The sequence below is a fragment of the Streptococcus sp. ST14 genome, assembly GCF_046098195.1.
Classification (GTDB): domain Bacteria; phylum Bacillota; class Bacilli; order Lactobacillales; family Streptococcaceae; genus Streptococcus.
The window spans coordinates 1-23,228 of the sequence record NZ_JBJUSF010000011.1; the positions used below are offsets into that span (position 1 = coordinate 1).

Genomic DNA, 23,228 nt, shown 5'->3' on the forward strand with positions numbered 1-23,228 from the left:
ATGGGACTTTTTTTCTACAACAAAATAGGCTCCATAATATCTATAAGGGATTTACCCACTACAAATATTATAGAGCCGAAAATAAGTGGTACAATAGTTACTATAGATTTGGAGGTATTGTATGAGCAAAGAACTACACATCAACACAATTTTGGCCCAGGCGGGAATCAAGTCAGATAAGGCAACAGGTGCCTTGGTGACGCCACTTCATTTTTCAACCACTTATCAGCATCCAGAGTTTGGCCAGTCTACGGGATTTGACTATACCCGTACTAAAAACCCAACTCGCAGTAAGGCGGAGGAGGTCTTGGCGGCAATCGAATCAGCAGACTATGCCCTAGCGACGAGTTCAGGTATGGCTGCGATTGTACTGGCCTTTAGCGTCTTTCCAGTAGGAAGTAAAGTCTTGGCTGTGCGCGATCTGTATGGAGGTTCTTTCCGTTGGTTCAACCAAGTGGAGCAAGAAGGCCGGTTCCATTTTACCTATGCCAATACAGAAGAAGAGCTGATCGCTGAGTTAGAAAAGGATGTGGATGTTCTTTATATCGAAACGCCAACCAATCCCTTGATGTTGGAATTTGATATTGCCAAACTAGCCAAACTAGCTCATGCCAAGGGTGCCAAGGTTGTGGTGGACAATACCTTTTACAGTCCGATTTACCAACGTCCGATTGAAGATGGTGCGGATATCGTTCTTCATTCTGCCACCAAGTATCTGGCAGGCCACAATGATGTCTTAGCTGGGGTGGTTGTGACTAATAGTTTAGAACTATATGAGCAACTGTTCTACAATTTGAATACGACAGGTGCAGTCTTGTCACCGTTTGATAGTTATCAGTTGATTCGTGGTCTTAAAACTCTACCTCTTCGTATGGAGCGTTCTACAGCCAATGCTCAAGAAGTGGTTGCCTTTTTGAAGGATTCACCTGCTGTCAAGGAAGTGCTCTATACTGGACGTGGGGGTATGATTTCCTTTAAAGTAGTGGATGAAAAACGTATTCCTCATATTTTAAATAGCTTGAAAGTATTCTCTTTTGCGGAAAGTTTGGGTGGGGTGGAGAGTCTGATCACCTATCCGACGACTCAAACTCATGCGGATATTCCAGCAGAAGTGCGCCATTCCTATGGCTTAACAGATGACCTCTTGCGCTTGTCAATCGGGATTGAAGATGCTAGAGATTTGATTGCGGACTTGCTCCAAGCTTTGGAAGGATAAGATAGATATGGGAAAATATGATTTTACAAGCCTGCCCAATCGTTTTGGGCACCATACCTATAAATGGAAAGAAGCGGAAGCTGATCGAGAAGTTCTACCAGCTTGGATAGCGGATATGGACTTTGTGGTTTTGCCTGAGGTTCGACGAGCTGTACAAGCCTACGCAGATCAGTTGGTCTATGGCTATACCTATGCTAGCGATGCTTTGATTGAGTCGGTTCAGGACTGGGAAGCCAGTCAACACGGCTATCACTTTGACAAGGATGCCCTCGTCTTTATAGAGGGAGTGGTACCAGCTATCTCAACAGCTATTCAAGCCTTTACAAAAGAAGGAGAAGCTGTTCTGATTAATACACCGGTCTATCCACCGTTTGCACGCAGTGTCAAACTGAACAATCGCAGATTGATTACCAATCCTTTGGTGGAAAAGGATGGGTTGTTTGAGATTGACTTTGACCAGTTAGAGAAGCAATTGTTAGAAGAGGATGTGAAGCTTTATATTCTTTGCAATCCCCACAATCCTGGTGGACGTGTTTGGGAAAAGGAAGTGTTAGAAAAGATTGGTCATCTCTGCCAAAAACACGGTGTTTTGCTTGTTTCAGATGAGATTCACCAAGATTTGGCCCTCTTTGGTCACAAACACCAGTCTTTTAACACCATTGATCCTGCTTTTAAAGACTTCGCCCTTATCTTGAGCAGTGCCACTAAGACCTTTAATATTGCTGGGACAAAGAATTCCTATGCAGTTATTGAAAATCCCAAGCTTCGTGTGGCTTTCCAAAAACGCCAGTTGGCCAATAACCAACATGAAATCTCAGGCTTGGGATATTTGGCGACAGAAGCTGCCTACCGTTATGGTAAGGACTGGTTAGGAGAGTTAAAAGAAGTCATCGAGGACCACATTAACTATGTAGTGGATGTTTTGGGCAACGAAACCAAGATTAAGGTCATGAAACCACAAGGTACCTACTTGATCTGGCTTGATTTTTCAGCCTATGACCTAACGGATGACCGCTTGCAAGAGCTTTTGAAGAATGAAGCCAAGGTTATCTTGAACCGAGGTTTGGATTTTGGGGAGGAAGGAACTCTTCATGCCCGCCTCAATGTAGCTATGCCGAAGTCAGTACTGGAAGAGGTTTGCCAACGTATCGTGACCACTTTTGTTACACTTTAAAAACCGAGCCTTCTAGGAGAAAAGTCTTCCTAGAAGGCTATTTTCGTAGGGGAAAATGTGGTATAATGAAAAGATAAGATAAAGGGGTAACTATGGCTAAATTGATTCCGGGGAAGTTGCGCATGGAGGGCGTTACTCTCTATGAGACAGGCAAGATTGAAATCATCAAGGAAAAAGGGAATCGCCTCTATACTCGTGTGGCGGGAGAAGACTTGCGCTACAGTTTAGAGGATGATCTGGTTTTTTGTGCTTGCGATTTTTTCCAAAAAAGAGGTTACTGTGTTCACCTCGCAGCGCTCGAGCATTATCTGAAAAATGATGAAGAAGGCCAGGTGATTTTACAAGCCTTAGAAAAAGGACATGAAGAGCAAGAAGAGGTCGAAACCAAGGTTAGTTTTGGCGGTAGTTTTTTGGAGCGGATCCAACCTCAGAAGCGAGAAAAAATCTACACTTTGTCGGCTCAAGGTCAGGTAGAAGCTGGAACCAATCGCCTCCTTTGGACACTCCGAATCGGTTTAGTTGATAGTCAAAAATATTATGTCATTCGTGACATCCCTCTCTTTTTGAAGGTCTTGGCCCATCGAAAGCCATATATGATTGGGAAACACTATGAAAACGACTTGTCTTGGGATGCTTTTGATACAGCTAGTCAAGAAGTTCTTACTTTTTTATGTGGCTTGATTGAGGAGGGGCTGAGTCAAGACCTCTTTTTCCCCAATCAAGGTCGTCACCTCTTTTTCCCTCTGACCTTTTTTGAGCAGGGGGTAGAGTTGCTGATGAATTTGGAGGATTTTCATTTCGAACATCAGATTACTAGTTATGAAAATCTTCTCTTTCATGATTTAGATCCAGATGCAGAACTGTTCTCTTTTTCCGTGCAGGAGTATCCCGATTATTTTGAGATGGAGACTACTGAAAGTGAGCGAGTCAACGTATTCTATGGGGGAGCGGTTCTCTTTTGTAAGGGGAATCTTTATCTCTTAAACCCTAAACAAATCAGCCTCCTAAAGGAACTCAAGGAGCTCCCTCAGGAGGAAAGAGGGAGAAAATGCCTCCAGTTTGACAACAGTGATCGTGACCGCCTAGCCGCCTGTCTGCCTTTGTTTGGACAGCTGGGCATAGTTTCTGCTCCTGAGCGCTTGCAAATCAGATCCTTTTCACCAATCTTTTACTTTGATAGGGAGGATGACGGTCGCATTCGTTTGGATATCGAGTTTGATTATGGAGATCTTAAGGTGACTAGTCAGCAACAGCTGGAACAATTACCATTTTCAAGCGATGCCGTCTTGGAAAACCAGCTATTTCAAGTCTGTTTAGGAGCTGGTTTTGAGGCTGATTTTCAGTCTTGGAGACAGGCTTTGAAGCCAGAGGCAGTTTATTCTTTCTTTCACCATACGATTCCAGCTTTTGAGAAATTGGGTCAGGTTTTCTTGTCTGATGAAATGAATCAGCTATACAGTGTCCAAGCTCCTCAGGTTCAGATTGAGTCCAAGGGAGGACTGTTGGAGATTCAGTTTGATTTCCAAGGGATTGCCCAAGAAGAGATTGATCAAGCTCTTAAAGCCCTGACCAGCAATCAGGATTTCTATATCAGTTGTTCTGACCAAGTGTACTTTTTTGATGAGGAAACCAAGCAGATTCGTCAAAATTTGCAGGAACTGGGAGTTGAGCTAAAAGATGGTTCTTTTCAGGCTCGGAAATCCCTAGCTTACAGTTTGTCTCAGTTGTTTGAAGGTCGAGACAGGATTTCCTTCTCGGAAGAATTTCAGCATTTAGCTCATGATTTGACCCATCCAGAGGACTTTCCTTTGGGAGATATACGGGTGCAGGCGAGTTTGAGAGACTATCAGGAAAAGGGAGTCCGTTGGCTCCAGATGCTTCATCACTATAGCTTTGGTGGCATTCTGGCAGATGATATGGGACTGGGAAAAACATTGCAAACCATCGCTTTTTTGACCAGTCAGGTGACAGAAGACAGTCGGGTCTTGATTTTAGCGCCGTCAGGTTTAATCTACAACTGGGCAGATGAATTCAGGAAATTTGCCCCACAGTTGGATTTGGCTGTCGTTCATGGTTTGAAAGCGAATCGAGAAGCGATTCTTTCTGAAAATCACCAAATCTATGTGACTAGCTATGCCACCTTTCGTCAAGACAGCGAGCTTTATCAAGAGATGGCTTTTGATTTTCTCTTCTTAGATGAAGCCCAGGTCATGAAAAATGCCCAAACCAAGATTGCTCAGAGTTTGCGCCAGTTTGTGGTGCCGGCAGTCTTTGCTTTGTCGGGTACGCCCATCGAAAATCATTTAGGAGAGTTGTGGTCTATCTTTCAAATTGTGCTTCCGGGGCTCTTGCCAAGTAAAAAGGAGTTTATGAAATTACCGGCTGACCGAGTCGCGCAGTTTATCAAGCCTTTCGTCATGAGGCGTAAGAAAGAAGAAGTTCTTACAGAACTGCCTGATCTGATCGAAGTCGTCTATAAAAATGAACTGGAAGACCAACAAAAAGCTATCTATCTAGCCCAGTTGCAACAGATGCGAGACCGCCTAGCGCAAGTGACAGATCAAGAATTCCAGAGAAGTCGGGTAGAAATTTTATCTGGCCTCATGCGATTGCGCCAGGTCTGCGATACACCAGCTCTCTTCATGGACGATTACCAGGGAGCCAGTGGTAAACTCGATAGTCTCCGAGATTTATTGCTACAAGTGGCTGATGGTGGGCATCGGGTCTTGATTTTCTCGCAGTTCAAAGGAATGTTGGAAAAAATCGAGCAAGAACTCCCAGACTTGGGCTTGACCTCCTTCAAAATCACAGGTTCAACTCCTGCTCAAGACAGACAGGAGATGACCAAGGCCTTTAACCAAGGGGAGAGAGATGCCTTTCTCATCTCCCTGAAGGCGGGTGGTGTTGGTCTCAATCTAACGGGAGCTGATACGGTTATTTTGGTTGACCTTTGGTGGAATCCCGCTGTCGAAGCCCAGGCTATCGGAAGAGCCCACCGAATGGGGCAGGAGCAGATGGTCGAGGTCTACCGTTTGATTACCAAGGGGACCATTGAAGAAAAAATCCAAGAACTTCAAGAACAAAAGAAACATTTGGTTTCCCAAGTTTTAGATGGTACGGAGTCGCGTGCCAGTCTCAGTCTGGCAGAAATTCGTGAAATTTTGGGAATTTCTGAAGCCAGCACTTGAAAAATCAAGACAATACGCTATAATGAAGTGTTGAAAGGAAATACAAAATGAAACAAGATCGATTTCCATTGGTGTCAGATGATGAGATCATGCTGACCAAAATGCCAGTCATGGACTTGTACGATGAGTCAGACTTTATTAGCAATATCAAAGGTGATTACCGCGATAAGAACTATTTGGAATGGTCTCCTATCAATGAGGAAGAAACCGTAGTTTCTCCAGTGGTTAACAAGGAGTCAAAGCTAAGCCCAGAACCTAAAAGAGTTGAAAAAACCTATGCTGAATTGGCTCGAGAAGAGGCGCGTGCGGACTTGAAGAAGAAACGTTCAGCCAAGTATTTGACCCAAGATGTTAGCCATACTAGACGACACAATGGTTCAAAACTTGTTCGTCATGGAAGCCAACCAACAGCACCATTTCAAAAGGAAAATCCAGGTGAGTTTGCCAAATTTAGCAAAAACTTGAGACAGTCCCACTATATTTTAGCTGAAGAAGCTGGACAAGTAGTGACTCCGACTTTAGAAAATCAAGCTGGAAAAGCTAAAAAGAACAACTATGATTTTCTGAAGAAGAGCCAAATTTATAATAAAAAGAATAAGCAAACAGAACAGGAACGTCAGGTTGCCCAAGAGTTGAACCTGACAAGAATCACTGAATAAGGGAGAAAAACATGTCAAAGACATATCATTTTATTGGAATTAAAGGATCAGGGATGAGTGCCTTGGCCTTGATGTTGCACCAAATGGGACATAAGGTTCAAGGTTCAGACGTTGATAAATACTACTTTACTCAACGTGGACTAGAGCAGGCAGGGATTGCGATTCTTCCTTTTGATGAAAAGAATCTACAAGGTGATGTAGAGATTATCGCGGGGAATGCCTTCCGTCCAGATAATAACGTTGAAATCGCCTATGCAGATCAAAATGGTATCAGCTACAAACGTTATCACGAATTCCTAGGTAGCTTTATGCGCGACTTTGTCAGCATGGGAGTGGCAGGAGCACATGGAAAAACTTCAACAACAGGTATGCTGTCACACGTCTTGTCTCACATCACAGATACCAGCTTCTTGATTGGAGATGGGACAGGTCGTGGCTCAGCCAATGCCAAATATTTTGTCTTTGAATCAGACGAATACGAGCGTCACTTCATGCCTTACCACCCAGAATACTCTATCATCACCAACATTGACTTTGACCATCCAGACTACTTTACAAGTCTAGAGGATGTTTTCAATGCCTTTAACGACTATGCCAAACAAATTACCAAAGGTTTGTTTGTTTACGGTGAGGATGCTGAGTTGCGTAAGATCACAGCCAATGCTCCAATCTATTACTATGGTTTTGAAGCTGAAGGCAATGACTTTGTAGCTAGTGATCTCCTTCGTTCAACAACTGGTTCGACCTTTACAGTTCGCTTCCGTGGACAAGAATTGGGACAATTCCACATTCCAACCTTTGGTCGTCACAATATCATGAATGCGACAGCTGTTATTGGCCTTCTTTACACAGCAGGTTTTGATTTGAACTTGGTCCGTGAACACTTGAAAACTTTTGCAGGTGTTAAGCGTCGTTTCACTGAGAAAATTGTCAATGATACAGTGATCATTGATGACTTTGCCCACCATCCAACAGAAATCATTGCGACCTTGGATGCGGCTCGTCAAAAATATCCAAGCAAGGAAATCGTGGCAATCTTCCAACCGCATACCTTTACAAGAACCATTGCCTTGTTGGACGAATTTGCCCATGCATTGAATCAAGCAGACGCCGTCTACCTAGCGCAAATCTATGGATCAGCTCGTGAAGTGGACCATGGTGATGTCAAAGTAGAAGACCTAGCTAATAAAATCAACAAGAAACATCAGGTTATCACTGTTGAAAATGTTTCTCCACTCCTAGACCATGACAATGCTGTTTACGTCTTTATGGGTGCAGGAGACATCCAAACCTATGAATATTCATTTGAACGTCTCTTGTCTAACTTGACAAGCAACGTCCAATAAGGAAAATAGATGGAAATTCCAATCACTATAAGGCAAGCTACCCTATCAGATTTAGAAGAAATGTTGGCGATTGAAGAAGCCAATCCTTCATCAGAAGAGACACTTAGCCGCCAATCCTTAGAAGAGAGTATCCGCAAGTCTGCGGGTACCTTTCTTGTAGCTGGGGATGAAAATCAGCTCCTAGGCTATGTTTTGGGAGAAGTTCAGTCTATTCATCCCAAATGGATAGAAGTAAAATCCTTGACTATTCATCCTGACCATTGGGGGCAGGGGTTGGGAACTCTTCTTCTTGCGGCCTTGAAACAGGTGACAGTCGAACTAGATTATCAAGGTATTCTTTTGCAGAGTCCTGATGAACTACTATCATATTTTGAAATGAATGGCTTTGTTGAAGAAGAAGTGTCAGAGAGTCATTATGGCAGTGGTTCTGAATGGTATCTGATTTGGGAAAATCCTTTTTATCAGGAGGAAATATGAAAATCAGACAAGCAAGATTTTCGGATTTAGATCGGATTATAGAGATAGAGCTAGAGAATTTTTCCCTTGAAGAAGCCATTCCTCGTTCGGTCTTTGAGGCGCATTTGCGGGAAATTCAGACCAGTTTTCTGGTAGCTGAAAAAGAGGGGCGTATTCTTGGTTATATCGAAGGTCCAGTCGTCCCACACCGCCATCTAGATGATCAGTCTTTTACAGAAGAAATAAAAGACTATAGCCATCAACCTGGAGGTTATATTTCTGTGACTTGCCTATCTATTGCCAAGGAAGCACAAGCTTTGGGGGTAGGGAAAAGACTATTAAAGGCTCTGAAAGAAGTCGCTTTAGAACATGAGCGAGAGGGCATTAACTTGACGTGTCATGATTACCTTATCTCCTATTACGAAAAGCACGGCTTTGTTAATGAAGGAATATCCCAGTCAAGCTTTGCTGGGGAAACCTGGTATGATATGGTTTGGCAGCCTGAAAATAAAGAAAACTAGCTAGGGAATGCCCTAGTTGGTTGCTTTTCTGCGACTTTTAAGATATAATATTATGGATTGTCAACAAGGAGGTAATGCTTTTGACTGAAAAATCAAGAGAAGAAGAAAAATTAAGCTTTAAAGAGCAGATTCTACGTGATTTAGAAAGAGTAAAAGAACAAGATAGAAGAGAGAAAGAAGTAGAGATTCCAAATCTGACGGCTTCATCATCTCAAGCTAGTTCAGCAACTCCTTCAGATCTTGAACCAGAAACATCAACAGAAGAGTTGATGGCTGATTCCCTGTCTGTTGTCGATAAAATCCTAAAGAATGCACCAAGTGTTCCTCCACTTTCAAGTGCTAGAACTGATGAAACAGATGACCAAGAAGAGAAAGAGATTAGACAGCCAATCATCGACAAGATTGAGGTTGTAGAATCTGAAGAACCTCTAGTAGAGCCGATTCATCTGGTTGAAGAACCTGTAGTGGAACCTGTTCAGCCTAAGGTAGAACCAGTTGAGCTTAAACCCGAAGAAAAAGAATTTAACGATACTCCGACTAAGATAGCGGTGACCTATAAGACGGAAGAAGCCGATGATTCAATTGCTCCTGAGAATGAGATTGAGGCGCCCGTTTCTACTGAGTCCTCAGACAGCTTAAGAGAGGGTTCTCGTCGTAGTCGTCGTCAAGGTGCAACATCAACTAAGAAAAAGAAAAAATCAAAATCCAAAGGATGCCTAGTAACAGTTCTAGTTCTCCTAGTACTCGTTGCAGGTGGTGGTTATTTTGGCTATGGTTACGTTCAAGATTCCTTGAAGCCTGTTGATGCGAGCTCTAAGGATTACGTAACGGTTCAAATCCCAGACGGTGCAAATGTTCAAGAAATTGGAAGCACCTTGGAAAAATCTGGTTTGGTTAAACATGGACTTATCTTTAGCCTTTATGCTAAATATTATAGCCATGCTAACTTGAAGTCAGGTTATTACAACTTGAAGAAGAGTATGAGTACGGATGAGTTGATTCAAGAATTGGAAAAAGGTGGGACTCCTGAAGCTCAGGCACCTGTTCTTGCAAACTTGACCATTCCAGAAGGCTATACATTAGAGCAAATCGCTCAAACAGTAGGACAACTTCAAGGTGAATTTAAAGAACCTCTTACTGCGGAAGCTTTCTTGGCAAAAGCTCAAGATGAGACCTTTATCTCACAATTAGTATCCAAGTATCCAAACCTACTTGGAAGTCTTCCAACAAAAGACAGCGGCGTTCGTTATCGTCTTGAAGGCTACCTTTTCCCAGCGACCTATACGATCAAAGATAGCACAACTGTTGAAAGTTTGATTGATGAGATGGTAGCTGCTATGGATAAGGCTATGTCACCATATTACGCTACGATCAAAGAAAAGAATCTGACAGTTAATGAATTGCTCAGCATTGCTTCTCTTGTCGAAAAAGAAGGTGCTAAGACCGAAGACCGCCAGAAAATCGCAGGTGTCTTCTATAACCGCTTGAATGTCGGTATGCCACTTCAAAGTAATATCGCTATCCTATATGCTCAAGGAAAACTTGGTCAAAAGATTAGTTTAGCAGATGACGCTGGAATTGATACAACGATTGATTCACCATACAATGTTTACACACACCTTGGCCTCATGCCTGGACCGGTTGATAGCCCAAGTTCGGATGCGATTGAAGCAAGTGTAAACCAGACAAAGAGTGAGTACTTGTACTTTGTAGCCAATGTTGAAGACGGTAAAGTATACTTTGCGACAACAAAAGAAGAACATGATCAAAACGTTGCAGAGCATATCAATAGCAAGTTACCTCAAGCAAGTAGTTCAAACTAAAATTATGTGGTTTTCCACATAATTTTGTTTTAAAAAAGTAAATAGAATAGAAAGTTAAAAAAATGGCAGAAAAAACTTACCCAATGACCCTTGAAGAAAAGGAAAAACTAGAAAAAGAATTAGAGGAGTTGAAACTCGTTCGACGTCCCGAAGTCGTAGAGCGTATCAAGATTGCTCGTTCATATGGAGACCTTTCAGAAAATAGTGAGTATGAAGCAGCGAAAGATGAACAAGCTTTTGTTGAAGGACAAATTTCAAGTCTAGAAACAAAAATTCGCTATGCTGAAATTGTTAATAGCGATGCAGTTGCCCAAGATGAGGTAGCAATCGGTAAAACAGTAACAATCCAAGAAGTCGGTGAAGACGAAGAAGAGGTCTACATCATCGTCGGTTCTGCAGGTGCAGATGCTTTTGCTGGTAAAGTATCAAATGAAAGTCCGATTGGCCGTGCTTTGATTGGCAAGAAGACTGGTGATACTGCAACGATTGAAACACCAGTTGGTAGCTATGATGTCAAAATCTTAAAGGTTGAGAAAACAGCCTAAATAGGATGAAAAAGGAGTAGTGAAGGCCTTGCCTTGCTCAACTCCTTTTTGGTTTATTGGATAAAAAGGAGACTATATGAGTGAAAATAAGAAGAAAAATAAAATGGAGCGTGGTTTAACCAATCGCCATGTTCAGGTGATGGCCATTGCGGGAACAATCGGAACAGGACTTTTCTTAGGTGCTGGTCGCTCTATCAGCCTTACAGGACCTTCTATCATCCTGATTTATATGATTACAGGAGCCTTTATGTTTTTGATGATGAGGGCTGTTGGGGAGATGCTGTATCAGGATCCAGAACAACATACCTTTATCAACTTTATCACCCGTCATTTGGGGAAAGGTTGGGGATATTTCTCAGTTTGGTCTTATTGGTTGTCAGTTGTCTTTATCGGTATGGCAGAAATCACTGCCATCTCAGATTATGTTCGCTTCTGGTTTCCCACCTGGCCTAGCTGGATGATTCAACTTGTCTTTTTAACAATTTTGGCTTTAGTCAATCTGATTGCGGTTAAGCTCTTTGGAGAAGTCGAGTTTTGGTTTGCTATGGTCAAGATTGTGGCGATTTTAGCCATGATTGCCACTGGGGTCTTTATGGTTTTGACAGGCTTTAAGACACCGCATGGTGTTGCAAGTTTGGCAAATATCAGCGACAAATTCTCTCTTTTTCCAAACGGAGTTATGAACTTTGTCATGGCCTTTCAAATGGTATTTTTTGCCTATCTGATGATTGAGTTTATCGGGGTGACAACTTCTGAAACAAAGAACCCTCGTCAGGTCTTGCCCAAAGCTGTTAAGGAAATTCCTCTTAGAATTATCTTCTTCTATGGGGGAGCTCTCATTGCGATTATGGCCATTATTCCTTGGTCTTATCTTAATTCTTCAGATTCTCCATTTGTAACGGTTTTTGAACTGGCGGGTATCAAGTGGGCAGCAGCTCTAATCAACTTTGTTGTCTTGACCTCAGCGGCGTCTGCTCTTAACTCAACTCTCTACTCAACAGGGAGACACTTATATCAGATTGCCCATGATTCGCCCAATCGTTTCTTAAAGGCCATCAAGGTCGATACCCTTTCTCGCCACAATGTTCCACAAAATGCCATCATCGCCTCAGCAATTTTGATTGCTCTGGCTGCCTTTATCAATGTGTTGCCAGGTGTTTCAGATGCCTTTGCTTTGATTACAGCATCTTCATCAGGTGTTTACATCGCGATTTATATCTTGATTATGGTGGCCCATCTCAAATACCGCAAGTCACAAGACTTCATGGCTGATGGCTACCTCATGCCTCAGTATCGCTTGCTTAATCCCCTAACCATTCTCTTTTTCGTCTTTGTTTTTGCGACTCTCTTTTTGCAAGAGTCTACCTTTATGGGGGCAGTTGGTTCTGCCATCTGGATCCTTGTTTTTGGGATTTATAGCCAGTGGAAATTTAGAAAATAACTCATGGACTCATCAACTCTGCTTGGTGAGTTTTTTCTAGTTTGACAGTCCATCTAAATAAGACTATAATCAAGCTGTAGCAGTTTATTAGGAGGTTTGGATGCACGTTAGATTGGAAAATAAGGAATCTCATAAAGCGCAGGAAATAGGGGACTTGATTCGTGCTTATAATCGTTCTAAAAGAGAAGAGGCTGAAAGCGAGCCACTGAACCTTTATGTCGAAGACGAAAAGGGCAATCTCATGGCAGGCTTAGTAGCAGAGACTTTCGGAAATTGGTTGGAAATCGAATATTTGTTTGTGAGAGAGGAATTGAGGGGACAAGGAATTGGTTCAAAACTATTGCAGCGAGCTGAAAATGAAGCCAAGAATCGAAACTGTCGTTTTGCTTTTGTGAATACTTACCAGTTTCAAGCGCCAGATTTTTATCTAAGTCATGGCTACAAGGAAGTCTTTACCTTGCAAGACTATCCCTACACAGGGCAAAGATACTATTATCAAAAAGATTTGTGACCTAGACTTCTTTCTTTTGGAGAGGAACTTAGCTAAGTATCAAAAAAGAACGAATACTCTTTATCATGTAAGATGATAGAGAGTTTTTTGTTAATAAAATCTTACAAAATGACATTTATATATTGCATTAAGTTAGATATATGGTATAATGTTTTTAAAAGAAGCGCAACTTTTTTAAAAATGTGAAGGAGGACTCTAGTGGCTAAAAATTTAAAATTAAAATTAGCTCGGGTGGAGCGTGAATTAACACAAGGGGATTTGGCAGAGGCTGTGGGTGTTACTAGGCAGACTATAGGCTTGATTGAAGCTGGGAAATACAATCCTAGTCTCTCCCTTTGCCAGTCCATTTGCAGATGCTTAGGCAAAACTTTAGACCAACTATTTTGGGAGGAAGAAGATGAAAAATAGAAAAAAACTTGTGATCAAAGATGAACGTACGGAAAAATTAGACGGAAAGATTTCAGGAGAAATTCTCTTGGGAATGTGCCTATTTTTAGCACTGGAAATTTTTGCCAAACTTTATATCTTCAATTTAACGCTTCTGTCCTATTTACCAGAATTACTTTTATTGATTGGAGTCGGTTTGTATGCCATTATTCGCCGCATGTATGTTGGAATTGACATTCGAGACATTGTTGAGAATACTGGAAAAGAAAGAATTTTATCTGCTTTGGGATTTTCTATAGTGATTTTATTGATTGATATCGTAGGCAATCGCGAGGAACTGGTCAATCTATTGACTTGGAAGTACTCCCTAAAAGTGCTTCTAGCAGTTATCATCTATCTCGTTGGGAGTTATTCTATGGATAGAGTTATCCTATACTTGAATCGCAGAAATCAGCAAGTTTGGGAGGAAGAAGATGAAAAATAGATTTTTTTATTATCAATTATTAGACGAAAGAGAAGAACAACTGTTTAACAAAGCTGGGACAGAGACTTTTTATATGTTTATCGGGCTCATTCTGCTAAGTTATTTGGTGGCTGTATTAGCACCTGCTCTTTTTAATCCTGATATTCTTCTGGTTACTCTTCTTTTAGGAATTTTCTTCTTTTTCAATCGTGCACGACAACTTGGAGTGACCTACTATAGTCGTTTTCATTTTACGATTGGAGGGTGTTTGCTGGTAACTCTCGCTATTACGACTCTCTTGATGTTGCAGAATTATCAATTCAATATCGAAATTTATCAGCACAATCCTCTGAACGTTAAATACTTGTCTGCTTGGGTCATTACTTATCTGATTTACCTTCCTTGGGTTTTTATCGGCAATCTCGGGCTTAAAAGTTATGGTGAATGGGCTCAGAAAAAGTTTGAGCAAGATATGGATGAACTGGAGAATGGAGAATAGCTTGTTAGCTTTTTATCAATCCAGATAAAATGTGTTATAATAGTACTAATTTATCGGATGGTGTGAAAGTGGTAGAATACGTTCATACCTTTGTAAAGAAGGAAGAAGGAAAACAGATGTATCCAGATGATAGTTTGACATTGCACACGGACTTGTACCAGATCAACATGATGCAAGTTTACTTTGACCAAGGGATTCACAATAAGAAGGCGGTCTTTGAAGTTTATTTCCGTCAGCAACCTTTTCAGAACGGTTATGCAGTTTTTGCTGGTTTGGAAAGAATTGTACATTATCTTAAAGACTTGCGCTTTTCAGATAGCGATATTGCCTACTTGGAGTCGCTTGGCTATCATGGGGCATTTTTAGACTACCTCCGCAATCTCAAGTTGGAGTTGACGGTTCGTTCTGCCCAAGAAGGGGACTTGGTTTTTGCTAATGAGCCAATTGTTCAAGTTGAAGGCCCTCTAGCCCAATGCCAGTTGGTCGAAACGGCTCTCTTGAACATCGTTAACTTTCAAACCTTGATAGCGACCAAGGCAGCACGTATTCGTTCGGTTATCGAAGATGAACCCTTGATGGAGTTCGGGACACGTCGTGCACAAGAAATGGATGCGGCTATTTGGGGAACACGCGCAGCTGTGATTGGTGGCGCTAATGGAACCAGCAATGTGCGTGCCGGGAAGCTCTTTGGTATTCCAGTCTTGGGGACTCATGCCCATGCCTTGGTACAGGTTTATGGAAACGACTATGAAGCCTTCAAGGCCTATGCTTCAACCCATCGTGACTGTGTCTTTCTAGTAGATACTTATGATACGTTGCGTATCGGTGTGCCAGCTGCCATTCAGGTAGCGCGTGAGTTGGGTGATAAGATCAATTTTAAAGGCGTTCGTATCGACTCTGGGGATATTGCCTACATTTCCAAGAAAGTTCGCCAACAGTTAGATGAGGCTGGATATCCAGATGCCAAAATTTACGCTTCCAATGACCTCGATGAAAATACCATCCTTAACCTCAAAATGCAACACGCTAAGATTGACGTTTGGGGGGTGGGTACCAAGCTGATTACAGCCTATGACCAGCCAGCCCTTGGAGCGGTTTATAAGATTGTGGCTATCGAAGATGAAACTGGTAAGATGCGCAATACCATCAAGCTTTCAAGTAATGCTGAAAAAGTATCGACCCCAGGTAAGAAGCAGGTATGGCGCATTACCAGCCGTGAAAAAGGCAAGTCAGAAGGGGACTACATTACTTATGATGGTGTGGATGTGAGTGACATGACAGAAATCAAGATGTTCCATCCGACTTATACCTACATCAAAAAGACCGTTCGTAATTTTGATGCCGTTCCTCTCTTGGTGGATATTTTCAAAGAAGGAACATTAGTCTACAACCTGCCTAGTTTGACTGAGATTCAGGATTATGCCCGTAAGGAATTTGACAAGCTATGGGATGAATACAAGCGCGTGCTCAATCCGCAACATTACCCAGTAGATTTGGCCCGTGATATTTGGCAAGATAAGATGGACTTGATTGATAAGATGCGCAAAGAAGCCCTTGGTGAAGGAGAAGAAGAATGAGTTTGCAAGAGACCATTATCCAGCAACTGGGCGTCAAACAAGTGATTGATGCCCAGGAAGAAATTCGTCGTTCCATTGACTTCTTAAAGAGATACTTGAAAAAACACCCCTTCCTTAAAACCTTTGTACTAGGGATTTCTGGGGGTCAGGACTCAACCTTGGCGGGGCGCTTGGCACAATTAGCGATGGAAGAAATGCGAGCAGAGACAGGAGATGACAGCTACCAATTTATTGCTGTCCGTCTGCCCTATGGCGTGCAAGCGGATGAAGCAGATGCTCAAAAAGCCCTCGCTTTCATCCAGCCAGATGTCAGCTTGGTTGTGAATATCAAGGAATCAGCTGATGCTATGACAGCTGCAGTCGAAGCGACAGGAAGTCCTGTTTCAGACTTTAACAAGGGCAATATTAAAGCTCGTAGTCGTATGATTGCCCAATATGCCCTTGCAGGTGCCCATAGCGGAGCGGTCATTGGAACAGACCATGCTGCGGAAAATATCACAGGCTTTTTTACCAAGTTTGGTGACGGTGGTGCGGATATTCTCCCTCTTTACCGCCTCAATAAACGTCAAGGAAAACAACTCTTGAAGGAACTTGGTGCAGACCCAGCCCTTTATGAAAAAATCCCAACAGCAGACCTAGAAGAAGACAAACCTGGACTTGCTGACGAAGTTGCACTTGGAGTCACTTACAATGAAATTGATGATTACCTCGAAGGCAAGCAAGTTAGTCCAGAAGCCCAAGCGACTATTGAAAACTGGTGGCACAAAGGACAACACAAACGCCACCTACCAATCACCGTCTTTGATCACTTTTGGGAGTAAAAACCTCCAGTGGAGGTTTTTACCCTGAGCCTAGAAATGAGAAAGCGAGGAAGGTCCGGGGGACCTTTTTAGCCCGAGTCTAGAAACAGGAAAACGAGGCAGATTCGGTAACTCGAAGAGTTCGATTTTCCTTGTCTTACCCCCGCAACGATGACTAGGTTTGAAGAAGCTTGGTAAAGTGCATTTCAAACCAGACAGCTACTGCGTCAAGTAACTAGATGAAAAACTTGTTTTCTAGCTGTTACTGAGTATAGTCTTTTTATCTTGAGCCTTAAGCTTAGAAAGCGAGGTAACATGATGAAAGCAATCGGTACGCAAATGTTACAGACAGACCGATTAATCTTGAGAAGATTTGTGGAGAGTGATGCGGAAGCCATGTTTCAAAATTGGGCTTCGTCTGCTGAGAATCTAATCTATGTCACCTGGGATCCTCATCCTGATGTCGAGGTGACTCGGAACTCGATTCGAAATTGGGTTGCATCCTATACTAATCCCAACTATTACAAATGGGCCATTTGTCTCAAAGAGAACCCAGAGCATGTGATAGGAGATATCAGCATCATTGAAATGCACGAGGAAGATTTAAGTTGTGAAATTGGGTATGTTTTAGGAAAAAACTTTTGGGGCCGAGGTATGATGACAGAGGCCTTGAAAGCTGTGTTAGATTTTTGTTTTACTCAAGCAGGCTTTCAAAAAGTCAGAGCTCGTTACGCTAGTCTCAATCTAGCTTCAGGCCGTGTTATGGAAAAAGCGGGAATGTCTTATCTAAAAACCATTGCCAATGGTGTGGAGAGAAAAGACTACGTTGCGGACCTTATTTATTACCAGATAAGTAGGGAGGACAGGTGATTCTCTTTTCTGTTTCTACCAAAGTCAGACCTTGTCTGGCTTTTTTTGTGCCAGATTTCTAAATCATCTGATTAAATTCCTATTTTTCCCTATCATTGTCCCTGTTTTTTCGAAAATGGAAGGAGTATAATAAATCTATCAATAAAATGATAGGAGGAACTTTATGGGTCATATTTTCTTTTTTCTAAGTGTCTTTTTGGCAGGAATTCTTTCCTTCTTTTCTCCTTGTATCTTACCCTTGTTGCCAGTCTATGCAGGGGTATTACTAGATGATAAAGATGGTGCTCGGGCTTCTAGTGGCAAATTTTCAATCTCAGTTACTAGTTTATTGCGAACGCTGGCCTTTATAGCGGGGATTTCCTTTATTTTTATCTTACTAGGCTATGGAGCTGGTTTTTTAGGCGACTTGCTTTATGCTTCTTGGTTCCAATATGTGACGGGTGTGGTTATCATTCTCTTAGGCTTGCACCAGATGGAAGTCTTACATTTTCAGGGGCTTTATAAGGAAAAGAGGTTACAACTGCAAGGACAGGGGCAAAATGGTAAGGGCTATAGTCAGGCATTTTTATTGGGCTTGACCTTTAGTTTTGCTTGGACGCCTTGTGTGGGGCCGGTTCTTGGATCTGTTTTGGCCTTGGCGGCTTCAGGTGGCTCAGGTGCTTGGCAGGGAGCTGGTCTCATGTTGGTGTACACGTTGGGCTTGGCGCTACCATTTTTGCTTCTAGCTCTGGCCTCTAGTTATGTTTTGAAACATTTCCGAAAACTTCATCCCTATCTCGGAATCCTCAAAAAAGTGGGTGGTTTTCTCATTATTGTGATGGGACTTTTGGTTCTGTTTGGAAATGCTTCAATTTTAAGTCAATTATTTGAATAAAATGGAAAGGAATATCAATATGAAAAAATGGCAAACATGTGTTCTTGGAGCAGGCTCGCTCCTTTGTTTGACGGCTTGTTCAGGCAAGTCCATGACCAGTGAACACCAAATGAAAGATGAAATGAAGATGGAGCAGACAGCTAGTAAAACAAGCACGGCTAAAGGGAAAGAGGTGGCTGACTTTGAGCTAACTGGAGTAGATGGCAAGACCTACCGCTTATCTGATTACAAGGGCAAGAAAGTCTATCTCAAGTTCTGGGCTTCTTGGTGTTCCATCTGTCTGGCTAGTCTTCCAGATACGGATGAAATCGCTAAAGATGCTGGTGACGATTATGTGGTCTTGACAGTGGTGTCACCAGGCCACAAGGGAGAACAATCTGAAGCGGACTTTAAGAATTGGTATAAGGGCTTGGATTATAAAAATTTCCCAGTCCTAGTTGACCCGTCAGGTAAGCTCTTGGAAACTTATGGTGTCCGTTCTTACCCAACTCAAGCATTTATAGATGGTGAAGGAAAATTGGTCAAAACGCAACCAGGTTTTATGGAAAAAGATGCAATTTTGCAAACTTTGAAGGAATTAGCCTAGGAGGTGTCCTATGAATGATAAGCTAAAAATCATCTTGTTGCTAGGAGTATTTTTCCTAGCCATAACCGGTTTTTATTTTCTATTGACGCGAAATGCAGGGCAGACAGATAGCTCGCAAATTGAGAAAGCATCCGTTAGCCAAGGAGGAAAAACAGTGAAAAAAACAGAAGTAAGCAAAGACGCAGACTTGCACGAAATTTATCTAGCTGGAGGTTGTTTCTGGGGAGTGGAGGAATACTTCTCACGCGTGCCTGGAGTGACAGATGCCGTTTCAGGCTATGCGAACGGTAGAGGGGAAACAACCAAGTACGAATTGATTAACCAAACAGGTCATGCAGAGACTGTCCATGTCACCTATGATGCCAAGCAAATTTCCCTCAAGGAAATTCTGCTTCATTACTTCCGCATTATCAATCCAACCAGCAAAAATAAACAAGGAAATGATGTGGGGACCCAGTACCGTACTGGTGTTTATTACACAGATGACAAGGATTTGGAAGTAATCAACCAAGTCTTTGATGAAGTTGCTAAGAAATACGACCAACCTCTGGCAGTTGAAAAGGAAAATTTGAAGAATTTTGTGGTGGCGGAGGATTATCACCAAGACTACCTCAAGAAAAATCCAAATGGCTACTGTCATATCAATGTTAATCAGGCTGCCTACCCCGTCATCGATGCCAGCAAATATCCTAAACCAAGTGATGAGGAATTGAAAAAGACCTTGTCACCTGAGGAGTATGCAGTCACCCAGAAAAATCAAACAGAACGAGCTTTTTCAAACCGCTATTGGGATAAATTTGAATCTGGTATCTATGTGGATGTGGCAACTGGCGAACCCCTCTTTTCATCAAAGGACAAGTTTGAGTCTGGTTGTGGCTGGCCTAGTTTCACCCAACCAATCAGTCCAGATGTTGCTACCTACAAGGAAGATAAGTCTTACAATATGACGCGCATGGAAGTGAGAAGTCGAGTTGGAGATTCTCACCTTGGCCATGTCTTTACGGACGGTCCAGAGGACAAGGGGGGCTTGCGCTACTGTATCAATAGTCTCTCTATCCGCTTTATTCCCAAAGACCAAATGGCAGAAAAAGGCTACGCTTATTTACTAGATTATGTAGATTAAGAAGTCTTTCCTAAGCAGTTAGAGGAGAATTTTGCTATACTGATACTAGTAAGTGGTAAAGGAGCAGAGCATGACCTACACAATCTTAATCGTAGAAGATGAGTATCTGGTAAGGCAAGGCTTGACCAAGTTGGTCAATGTAGCGGCCTACGATATGGAAATCATCGGTCAGGCTGAAAATGGAAGACAGGCTTGGGACTTGATTCAAAAGCAGGTGCCAGACATCATTTTAACTGATATCAATATGCCTCAGCTAAATGGCATCCAGTTGGCCAGTCTGGTACGAGAAACCTATCCCCAGGTGCATCTGGTATTTTTGACGGGTTACGATGATTTTGATTATGCCTTGTCTGCTGTCAAACTCGGTGTAGATGATTACCTGCTCAAACCCTTTTCTCGTCAGGATATTGAGGAAATGTTGGGGAAAATCAAGCAAAAACTAGACAAGGAAGAAAAGGAAGAGCAGTTACAAGATTTATTGACTGATAAGTTTGAGGGAAATATTGCTCAGAAGATCCAGTCTCATCTGGCTGATAGTCAATTTAGTTTAAAGTCTTTAGCTAGTGAATTGGGTTTTAGTCCGACTTATTTGAGTTCCTTGATTAAGAAAGAGTTGGGGCTGCCTTTTCAGGATTATCTAGTGAGAGAGCGTGTCAAACAAGCCAAGCTCTTGCTTCTGACCACAGATTTAAAGATTTATGAGATAGCCGAAAAGGTTGGCTTTGAAGATATGAACTACTTTACCCAACGTTTTAAACAGATTGCAGGTGTGACACCTCGTCAGTTTAAGAAGGGAGAAGGCCGATGAAGCGTTCTTCTCTTTTAGTCAGAATGGTTATTTCCATCTTTCTGGTCTTTCTCATTCTCCTAGCTCTGGTTGGGACTTTCTATTATCAATCTAGTTCATCAGCTATTGAGGCTACTATCGAGGGCAATAGCCAAACGACCATTAGCCAAACTAGCCACTTTATTCAGTCTTATATCAAAAAATTAGAAACCACCTCTACCAGTTTGACCCAGCAGAAGGATGTCTTAGCCTATGCTGAGAATCCTAACCAAGACCAAGTCAAGGGAATCCGAGATCTGTTTTTGACGATCTTAAAGGCAGACCAGGACTTGAAAACGGTGGTACTGGTCACCAAATCCGGTCAGGTTATTTCTACAGATGATAGTGTGCAGATGAAAACTTCCTCAGATATGATGGCTGAGGATTGGTACCAAAAGGCTATCCATCAGGGAGCTAAGCCAGTTTTGACACCAGCTCGTAAATCAGATAGTCAGTGGGTCATTTCTGTTACTCAGGAACTTGTTGATGCAAAGGGGGGCAATCTTGGCGTACTTCGTTTGGATATTTCCTACGAAACTCTGGAAGCCTATCTCAACCAACTCCAGTTGGGCCAGCAGGGCTTTGCCTTTATCATCAATGAAAAGCATGAATTTGTCTACCATCCTAAACGTACTGTCTATAGCTCAGCGAGTGAAATGGAGGCCATGAAACCCTACATCGAGACGGGGCAGGGCTATACGCTGGACCATCAATCCTACGTTAGTCAGGAACAGATTACAGGTACTGATTGGACGGTTATAGGCGTGTCTTCGTTGGAGAAGTTAGACCAGGTTCGGAGTCAACTCATGTGGACCTTGCTTGCTGCTAGTGCCTTATCTCTTCTTGCCTGTCTCTGCTTGGTGTGGTTCAGTCTCAAACGCTGGATTGCCCCTTTGAAGGATCTGAGAGAAACCATGCTGGAAATTGCTTCTGGTACACAAAATCTTCGTGCTAAGGAAGCTGGCGCCTATGAACTGAGAGAAGTGACTCGTCAGTTCAATGCCATGCTGGATCAGATTGATCAGTTGATGACAGATGTGCGCAGGCAGGAAGAAGCGACCCGGCAGTATGAACTTCAAGCCTTGTCGAGCCAGATTAACCCCCATTTCCTCTATAATACTTTGGACACTATCATCTGGATTGCTGAATTTCAGGATAGTCAGCGAGTGGTTCAGGTGACCAAGTCCTTGGCAACCTATTTCCGCTTGGCGCTCAATCAAGGAAAGGATTTGATTTCTCTTTCTGATGAAATCAATCATGTCCGCCAGTACCTCTTTATCCAAAAACAACGCTATGGGGATAAGCTGGAGTATGAGATTGATGAAGAACCTGACTTTGATAATTTAGTCTTGCCTAAACTGGTGTTGCAACCTCTTGTAGAAAATGCCCTTTACCATGGTATTAAGGAGAAGGAAGGTCAGGGCCATATTAAAGTTTCTGTTCAGAAACAGGATACAGGGCTTGTCATCCGCATTGAAGATGATGGTGTTGGTTTCCAAGCTGCTGGCGATAGTAGTCAAAGTCAGCTCAAACGTGGGGGAGTTGGCCTACAAAATGTCGACCAACGACTCAAACTTCATTTTGGAGACAATTACCAGATGAAGATCAATTCTGTACCTTCAAAAGGGACGATAGTTGAAATATACATTAATAAAATAGTAATTAGCTAACTCTCAGTCTATTCTGGGAGTTTTGCTTTTAAAATTCAGAATGATTAGTTGGCCTTGATAAAATCAGTAAAAAAAGATATGATAGATAGTGACAAAAGAGGTATCAAGTATGAAGGAAAAAGACATTCAAAGAGCAACAAGCCAGATTGTAGAAGATGTAATAGACAAGGCTAATTTGAAGCAAGGAGCTATCTTTGTTTTGGGCCTTTCTTCTAGTGAGGTGATGGGTGGTCAGATTGGCAAGGAATCCAGCCAAGAAATTGGGGAAGTCATTGTGAAGACCATCCTAGATATCCTAGAGGGAAAAGGAATTCATCTAGCTGTTCAAGGTTGTGAACATGTTAATCGTGCCCTAGTCGTTGAACGTCAGGTGGCAGAGCAGTTTGGTCTTGAAATCGTCAGTGTCCTTCCTACACTTCATGCAGGCGGTTCAGGTCAGTTGGCAGCCTTCAAGTTTATGCAGGATCCAGTTGAGGTCGAATTTATCAAGGCCCATGCTGGATTGGATATCGGAGATACTGCGATTGGCATGCATGTCAAGCATGTTCAGGTTCCAATTCGCCCTCTTTTGAGAGAAATTGGGCATGCCCATGTAACGGCTCTTGCAAGTCGTCCCAAACTAATCGGAGGTGCGCGTGCGCAGTATCCACAAGATTCTATCAGAAAGTCATGA

General features: G+C 42.4%; 23 protein-coding genes. All 23 read left to right on the forward strand.

The features are described 5' to 3' along the window. Positions 1-121: 121 nt before the first annotated feature. The 23 genes from ACIY19_RS04985 (at position 122) to ACIY19_RS05095 (ending at position 23,228) form a co-directional block, all read left to right on the forward strand. Positions 122-1,216 (forward strand): cystathionine gamma-synthase, encoded by a 1,095-nt coding sequence (locus tag ACIY19_RS04985; protein ID WP_409002838.1) that lies wholly within the window; start codon positions 122-124, stop codon positions 1,214-1,216. Positions 1,217-1,223: 7 nt separating this feature from the next. Then, positions 1,224-2,390 carry a MalY/PatB family protein gene (locus ACIY19_RS04990; protein ID WP_409002839.1) on the forward strand — a complete coding sequence of 389 codons (1,167 nt, stop codon included), beginning with the start codon at positions 1,224-1,226 and terminating at the stop codon, positions 2,388-2,390. A gap of 92 nt (positions 2,391-2,482) precedes the next feature. Beyond that, positions 2,483-5,578, forward strand: coding sequence for a DEAD/DEAH box helicase (locus ACIY19_RS04995; protein ID WP_409002840.1), 3,096 nt, complete (start codon positions 2,483-2,485; stop codon positions 5,576-5,578). Between the two features lie 47 nt (positions 5,579-5,625). Further along, positions 5,626-6,237, forward strand: a complete 612-nt coding sequence (locus ACIY19_RS05000; protein ID WP_409002841.1) for a cystathionine gamma-synthase — start codon at positions 5,626-5,628, stop codon at positions 6,235-6,237. An 11-nt stretch (positions 6,238-6,248) separates the two neighbouring features. Beyond that, on the forward strand, positions 6,249-7,583 hold the full coding sequence (gene murC / locus ACIY19_RS05005; protein ID WP_409002842.1) for a UDP-N-acetylmuramate--L-alanine ligase: 1,335 nt from the start codon (positions 6,249-6,251) through the stop codon (positions 7,581-7,583). Between the two features lie 9 nt (positions 7,584-7,592). Next, positions 7,593-8,060 (forward strand): GNAT family N-acetyltransferase, encoded by a 468-nt coding sequence (locus ACIY19_RS05010; protein WP_409002843.1) that lies wholly within the window; start codon positions 7,593-7,595, stop codon positions 8,058-8,060. Next, a complete protein-coding gene (locus tag ACIY19_RS05015) occupies positions 8,057-8,560 on the forward strand; it encodes a GNAT family N-acetyltransferase (RefSeq protein WP_000702421.1) in 504 nt (167 codons plus the stop codon). Before ACIY19_RS05010 ends, ACIY19_RS05015 begins: the two co-directional genes overlap by 4 nt. Positions 8,561-8,634: 74 nt before the next feature. Then, positions 8,635-10,383 (forward strand): endolytic transglycosylase MltG, encoded by a 1,749-nt coding sequence (gene mltG / locus ACIY19_RS05020; RefSeq protein WP_409002844.1) that lies wholly within the window; start codon positions 8,635-8,637, stop codon positions 10,381-10,383. A gap of 62 nt (positions 10,384-10,445) precedes the next feature. After that, positions 10,446-10,928: a transcription elongation factor GreA gene (greA, locus tag ACIY19_RS05025; protein WP_000818765.1), complete on the forward strand. Its 483-nt coding sequence runs from the start codon at positions 10,446-10,448 to the stop codon at positions 10,926-10,928. 76 nt (positions 10,929-11,004) lie between these two features. After that, positions 11,005-12,369, forward strand: coding sequence for an amino acid permease (locus tag ACIY19_RS05030; RefSeq protein ID WP_001293566.1), 1,365 nt, complete (start codon positions 11,005-11,007; stop codon positions 12,367-12,369). A gap of 100 nt (positions 12,370-12,469) precedes the next feature. Continuing rightward, on the forward strand, positions 12,470-12,880 hold the full coding sequence (locus ACIY19_RS05035) for a GNAT family N-acetyltransferase (RefSeq protein WP_000558473.1): 411 nt from the start codon (positions 12,470-12,472) through the stop codon (positions 12,878-12,880). 198 nt (positions 12,881-13,078) lie between these two features. Then, entirely contained in the window at positions 13,079-13,288 is a 210-nt protein-coding gene (locus ACIY19_RS05040; RefSeq protein WP_049478916.1) for a helix-turn-helix transcriptional regulator, read from the forward strand. After that, positions 13,278-13,751: a DUF6773 family protein gene (locus ACIY19_RS05045; protein ID WP_409002845.1), complete on the forward strand. Its 474-nt coding sequence runs from the start codon at positions 13,278-13,280 to the stop codon at positions 13,749-13,751. The genes ACIY19_RS05040 and ACIY19_RS05045 overlap by 11 nt, the downstream gene beginning before the upstream one ends. Further along, a complete protein-coding gene (locus tag ACIY19_RS05050) occupies positions 13,741-14,229 on the forward strand; it encodes a DUF6773 family protein (RefSeq protein ID WP_000797143.1) in 489 nt (162 codons plus the stop codon). The genes ACIY19_RS05045 and ACIY19_RS05050 overlap by 11 nt, the downstream gene beginning before the upstream one ends. Before the next feature lie 116 nt (positions 14,230-14,345). Next, a complete protein-coding gene (locus ACIY19_RS05055) occupies positions 14,346-15,806 on the forward strand; it encodes a nicotinate phosphoribosyltransferase (RefSeq protein WP_000283149.1) in 1,461 nt (486 codons plus the stop codon). Next, entirely contained in the window at positions 15,803-16,627 is an 825-nt protein-coding gene (nadE, locus tag ACIY19_RS05060) for an ammonia-dependent NAD(+) synthetase (RefSeq protein WP_409002846.1), read from the forward strand. Before ACIY19_RS05055 ends, nadE begins: the two co-directional genes overlap by 4 nt. Positions 16,628-16,924: 297 nt before the next feature. Next, positions 16,925-17,476, forward strand: coding sequence for a GNAT family N-acetyltransferase (locus ACIY19_RS05065; protein WP_000643823.1), 552 nt, complete (start codon positions 16,925-16,927; stop codon positions 17,474-17,476). A gap of 163 nt (positions 17,477-17,639) precedes the next feature. Next, a complete protein-coding gene (gene ccdA2 / locus ACIY19_RS05070; protein ID WP_409002847.1) occupies positions 17,640-18,350 on the forward strand; it encodes a thiol-disulfide oxidoreductase-associated membrane protein CcdA2 in 711 nt (236 codons plus the stop codon). 19 nt (positions 18,351-18,369) lie between these two features. Further along, a complete protein-coding gene (locus ACIY19_RS05075) occupies positions 18,370-18,936 on the forward strand; it encodes a TlpA family protein disulfide reductase (RefSeq protein WP_409002848.1) in 567 nt (188 codons plus the stop codon). Between the two features lie 10 nt (positions 18,937-18,946). After that, a complete protein-coding gene (msrB, locus tag ACIY19_RS05080; protein ID WP_409002849.1) occupies positions 18,947-20,059 on the forward strand; it encodes a peptide-methionine (R)-S-oxide reductase MsrB in 1,113 nt (370 codons plus the stop codon). 70 nt (positions 20,060-20,129) lie between these two features. Then, positions 20,130-20,867 carry a response regulator transcription factor gene (locus ACIY19_RS05085; protein ID WP_007521375.1) on the forward strand — a complete coding sequence of 246 codons (738 nt, stop codon included), beginning with the start codon at positions 20,130-20,132 and terminating at the stop codon, positions 20,865-20,867. Then, complete coding sequence (locus ACIY19_RS05090; RefSeq protein WP_409002850.1) at positions 20,864-22,555, forward strand: sensor histidine kinase; 1,692 nt, start codon at positions 20,864-20,866, stop codon at positions 22,553-22,555. The genes ACIY19_RS05085 and ACIY19_RS05090 overlap by 4 nt, the downstream gene beginning before the upstream one ends. 109 nt (positions 22,556-22,664) lie before the next feature. Further along, on the forward strand, positions 22,665-23,228 hold the full coding sequence (locus tag ACIY19_RS05095; protein ID WP_162279543.1) for a TIGR01440 family protein: 564 nt from the start codon (positions 22,665-22,667) through the stop codon (positions 23,226-23,228).

Excerpts from the sequence above, each read along its gene's own strand:
- ACIY19_RS04985 (WP_409002838.1), top strand. The coding sequence starts at position 122 with ATGAGCAAAGAACTACACATCAACACAATTTTGGCCCAGGCGGGAATC.
- ACIY19_RS04990 (WP_409002839.1), top strand. The coding sequence starts at position 1,224 with ATGGGAAAATATGATTTTACAAGCCTGCCCAATCGTTTTGGGCACCAT.
- ACIY19_RS04995 (WP_409002840.1), top strand. The coding sequence starts at position 2,483 with ATGGCTAAATTGATTCCGGGGAAGTTGCGCATGGAGGGCGTTACTCTC.
- ACIY19_RS05000 (WP_409002841.1), top strand. The coding sequence starts at position 5,626 with ATGAAACAAGATCGATTTCCATTGGTGTCAGATGATGAGATCATGCTG.
- murC (WP_409002842.1), top strand. The coding sequence starts at position 6,249 with ATGTCAAAGACATATCATTTTATTGGAATTAAAGGATCAGGGATGAGT.
- ACIY19_RS05010 (WP_409002843.1), top strand. The coding sequence starts at position 7,593 with ATGGAAATTCCAATCACTATAAGGCAAGCTACCCTATCAGATTTAGAA.
- ACIY19_RS05015 (WP_000702421.1), top strand. The coding sequence starts at position 8,057 with ATGAAAATCAGACAAGCAAGATTTTCGGATTTAGATCGGATTATAGAG.
- mltG (WP_409002844.1), top strand. The coding sequence starts at position 8,635 with ATGCTTTTGACTGAAAAATCAAGAGAAGAAGAAAAATTAAGCTTTAAA.
- greA (WP_000818765.1), top strand. The coding sequence starts at position 10,446 with ATGGCAGAAAAAACTTACCCAATGACCCTTGAAGAAAAGGAAAAACTA.
- ACIY19_RS05030 (WP_001293566.1), top strand. The coding sequence starts at position 11,005 with ATGAGTGAAAATAAGAAGAAAAATAAAATGGAGCGTGGTTTAACCAAT.
- ACIY19_RS05035 (WP_000558473.1), top strand. The coding sequence starts at position 12,470 with ATGCACGTTAGATTGGAAAATAAGGAATCTCATAAAGCGCAGGAAATA.
- ACIY19_RS05045 (WP_409002845.1), top strand. The coding sequence starts at position 13,278 with ATGAAAAATAGAAAAAAACTTGTGATCAAAGATGAACGTACGGAAAAA.
- ACIY19_RS05050 (WP_000797143.1), top strand. The coding sequence starts at position 13,741 with ATGAAAAATAGATTTTTTTATTATCAATTATTAGACGAAAGAGAAGAA.
- ACIY19_RS05055 (WP_000283149.1), top strand. The coding sequence starts at position 14,346 with ATGTATCCAGATGATAGTTTGACATTGCACACGGACTTGTACCAGATC.
- nadE (WP_409002846.1), top strand. The coding sequence starts at position 15,803 with ATGAGTTTGCAAGAGACCATTATCCAGCAACTGGGCGTCAAACAAGTG.
- ACIY19_RS05065 (WP_000643823.1), top strand. The coding sequence starts at position 16,925 with ATGAAAGCAATCGGTACGCAAATGTTACAGACAGACCGATTAATCTTG.
- ccdA2 (WP_409002847.1), top strand. The coding sequence starts at position 17,640 with ATGGGTCATATTTTCTTTTTTCTAAGTGTCTTTTTGGCAGGAATTCTT.
- ACIY19_RS05075 (WP_409002848.1), top strand. The coding sequence starts at position 18,370 with ATGAAAAAATGGCAAACATGTGTTCTTGGAGCAGGCTCGCTCCTTTGT.
- msrB (WP_409002849.1), top strand. The coding sequence starts at position 18,947 with ATGAATGATAAGCTAAAAATCATCTTGTTGCTAGGAGTATTTTTCCTA.
- ACIY19_RS05085 (WP_007521375.1), top strand. The coding sequence starts at position 20,130 with ATGACCTACACAATCTTAATCGTAGAAGATGAGTATCTGGTAAGGCAA.
- ACIY19_RS05090 (WP_409002850.1), top strand. The coding sequence starts at position 20,864 with ATGAAGCGTTCTTCTCTTTTAGTCAGAATGGTTATTTCCATCTTTCTG.
- ACIY19_RS05095 (WP_162279543.1), top strand. The coding sequence starts at position 22,665 with ATGAAGGAAAAAGACATTCAAAGAGCAACAAGCCAGATTGTAGAAGAT.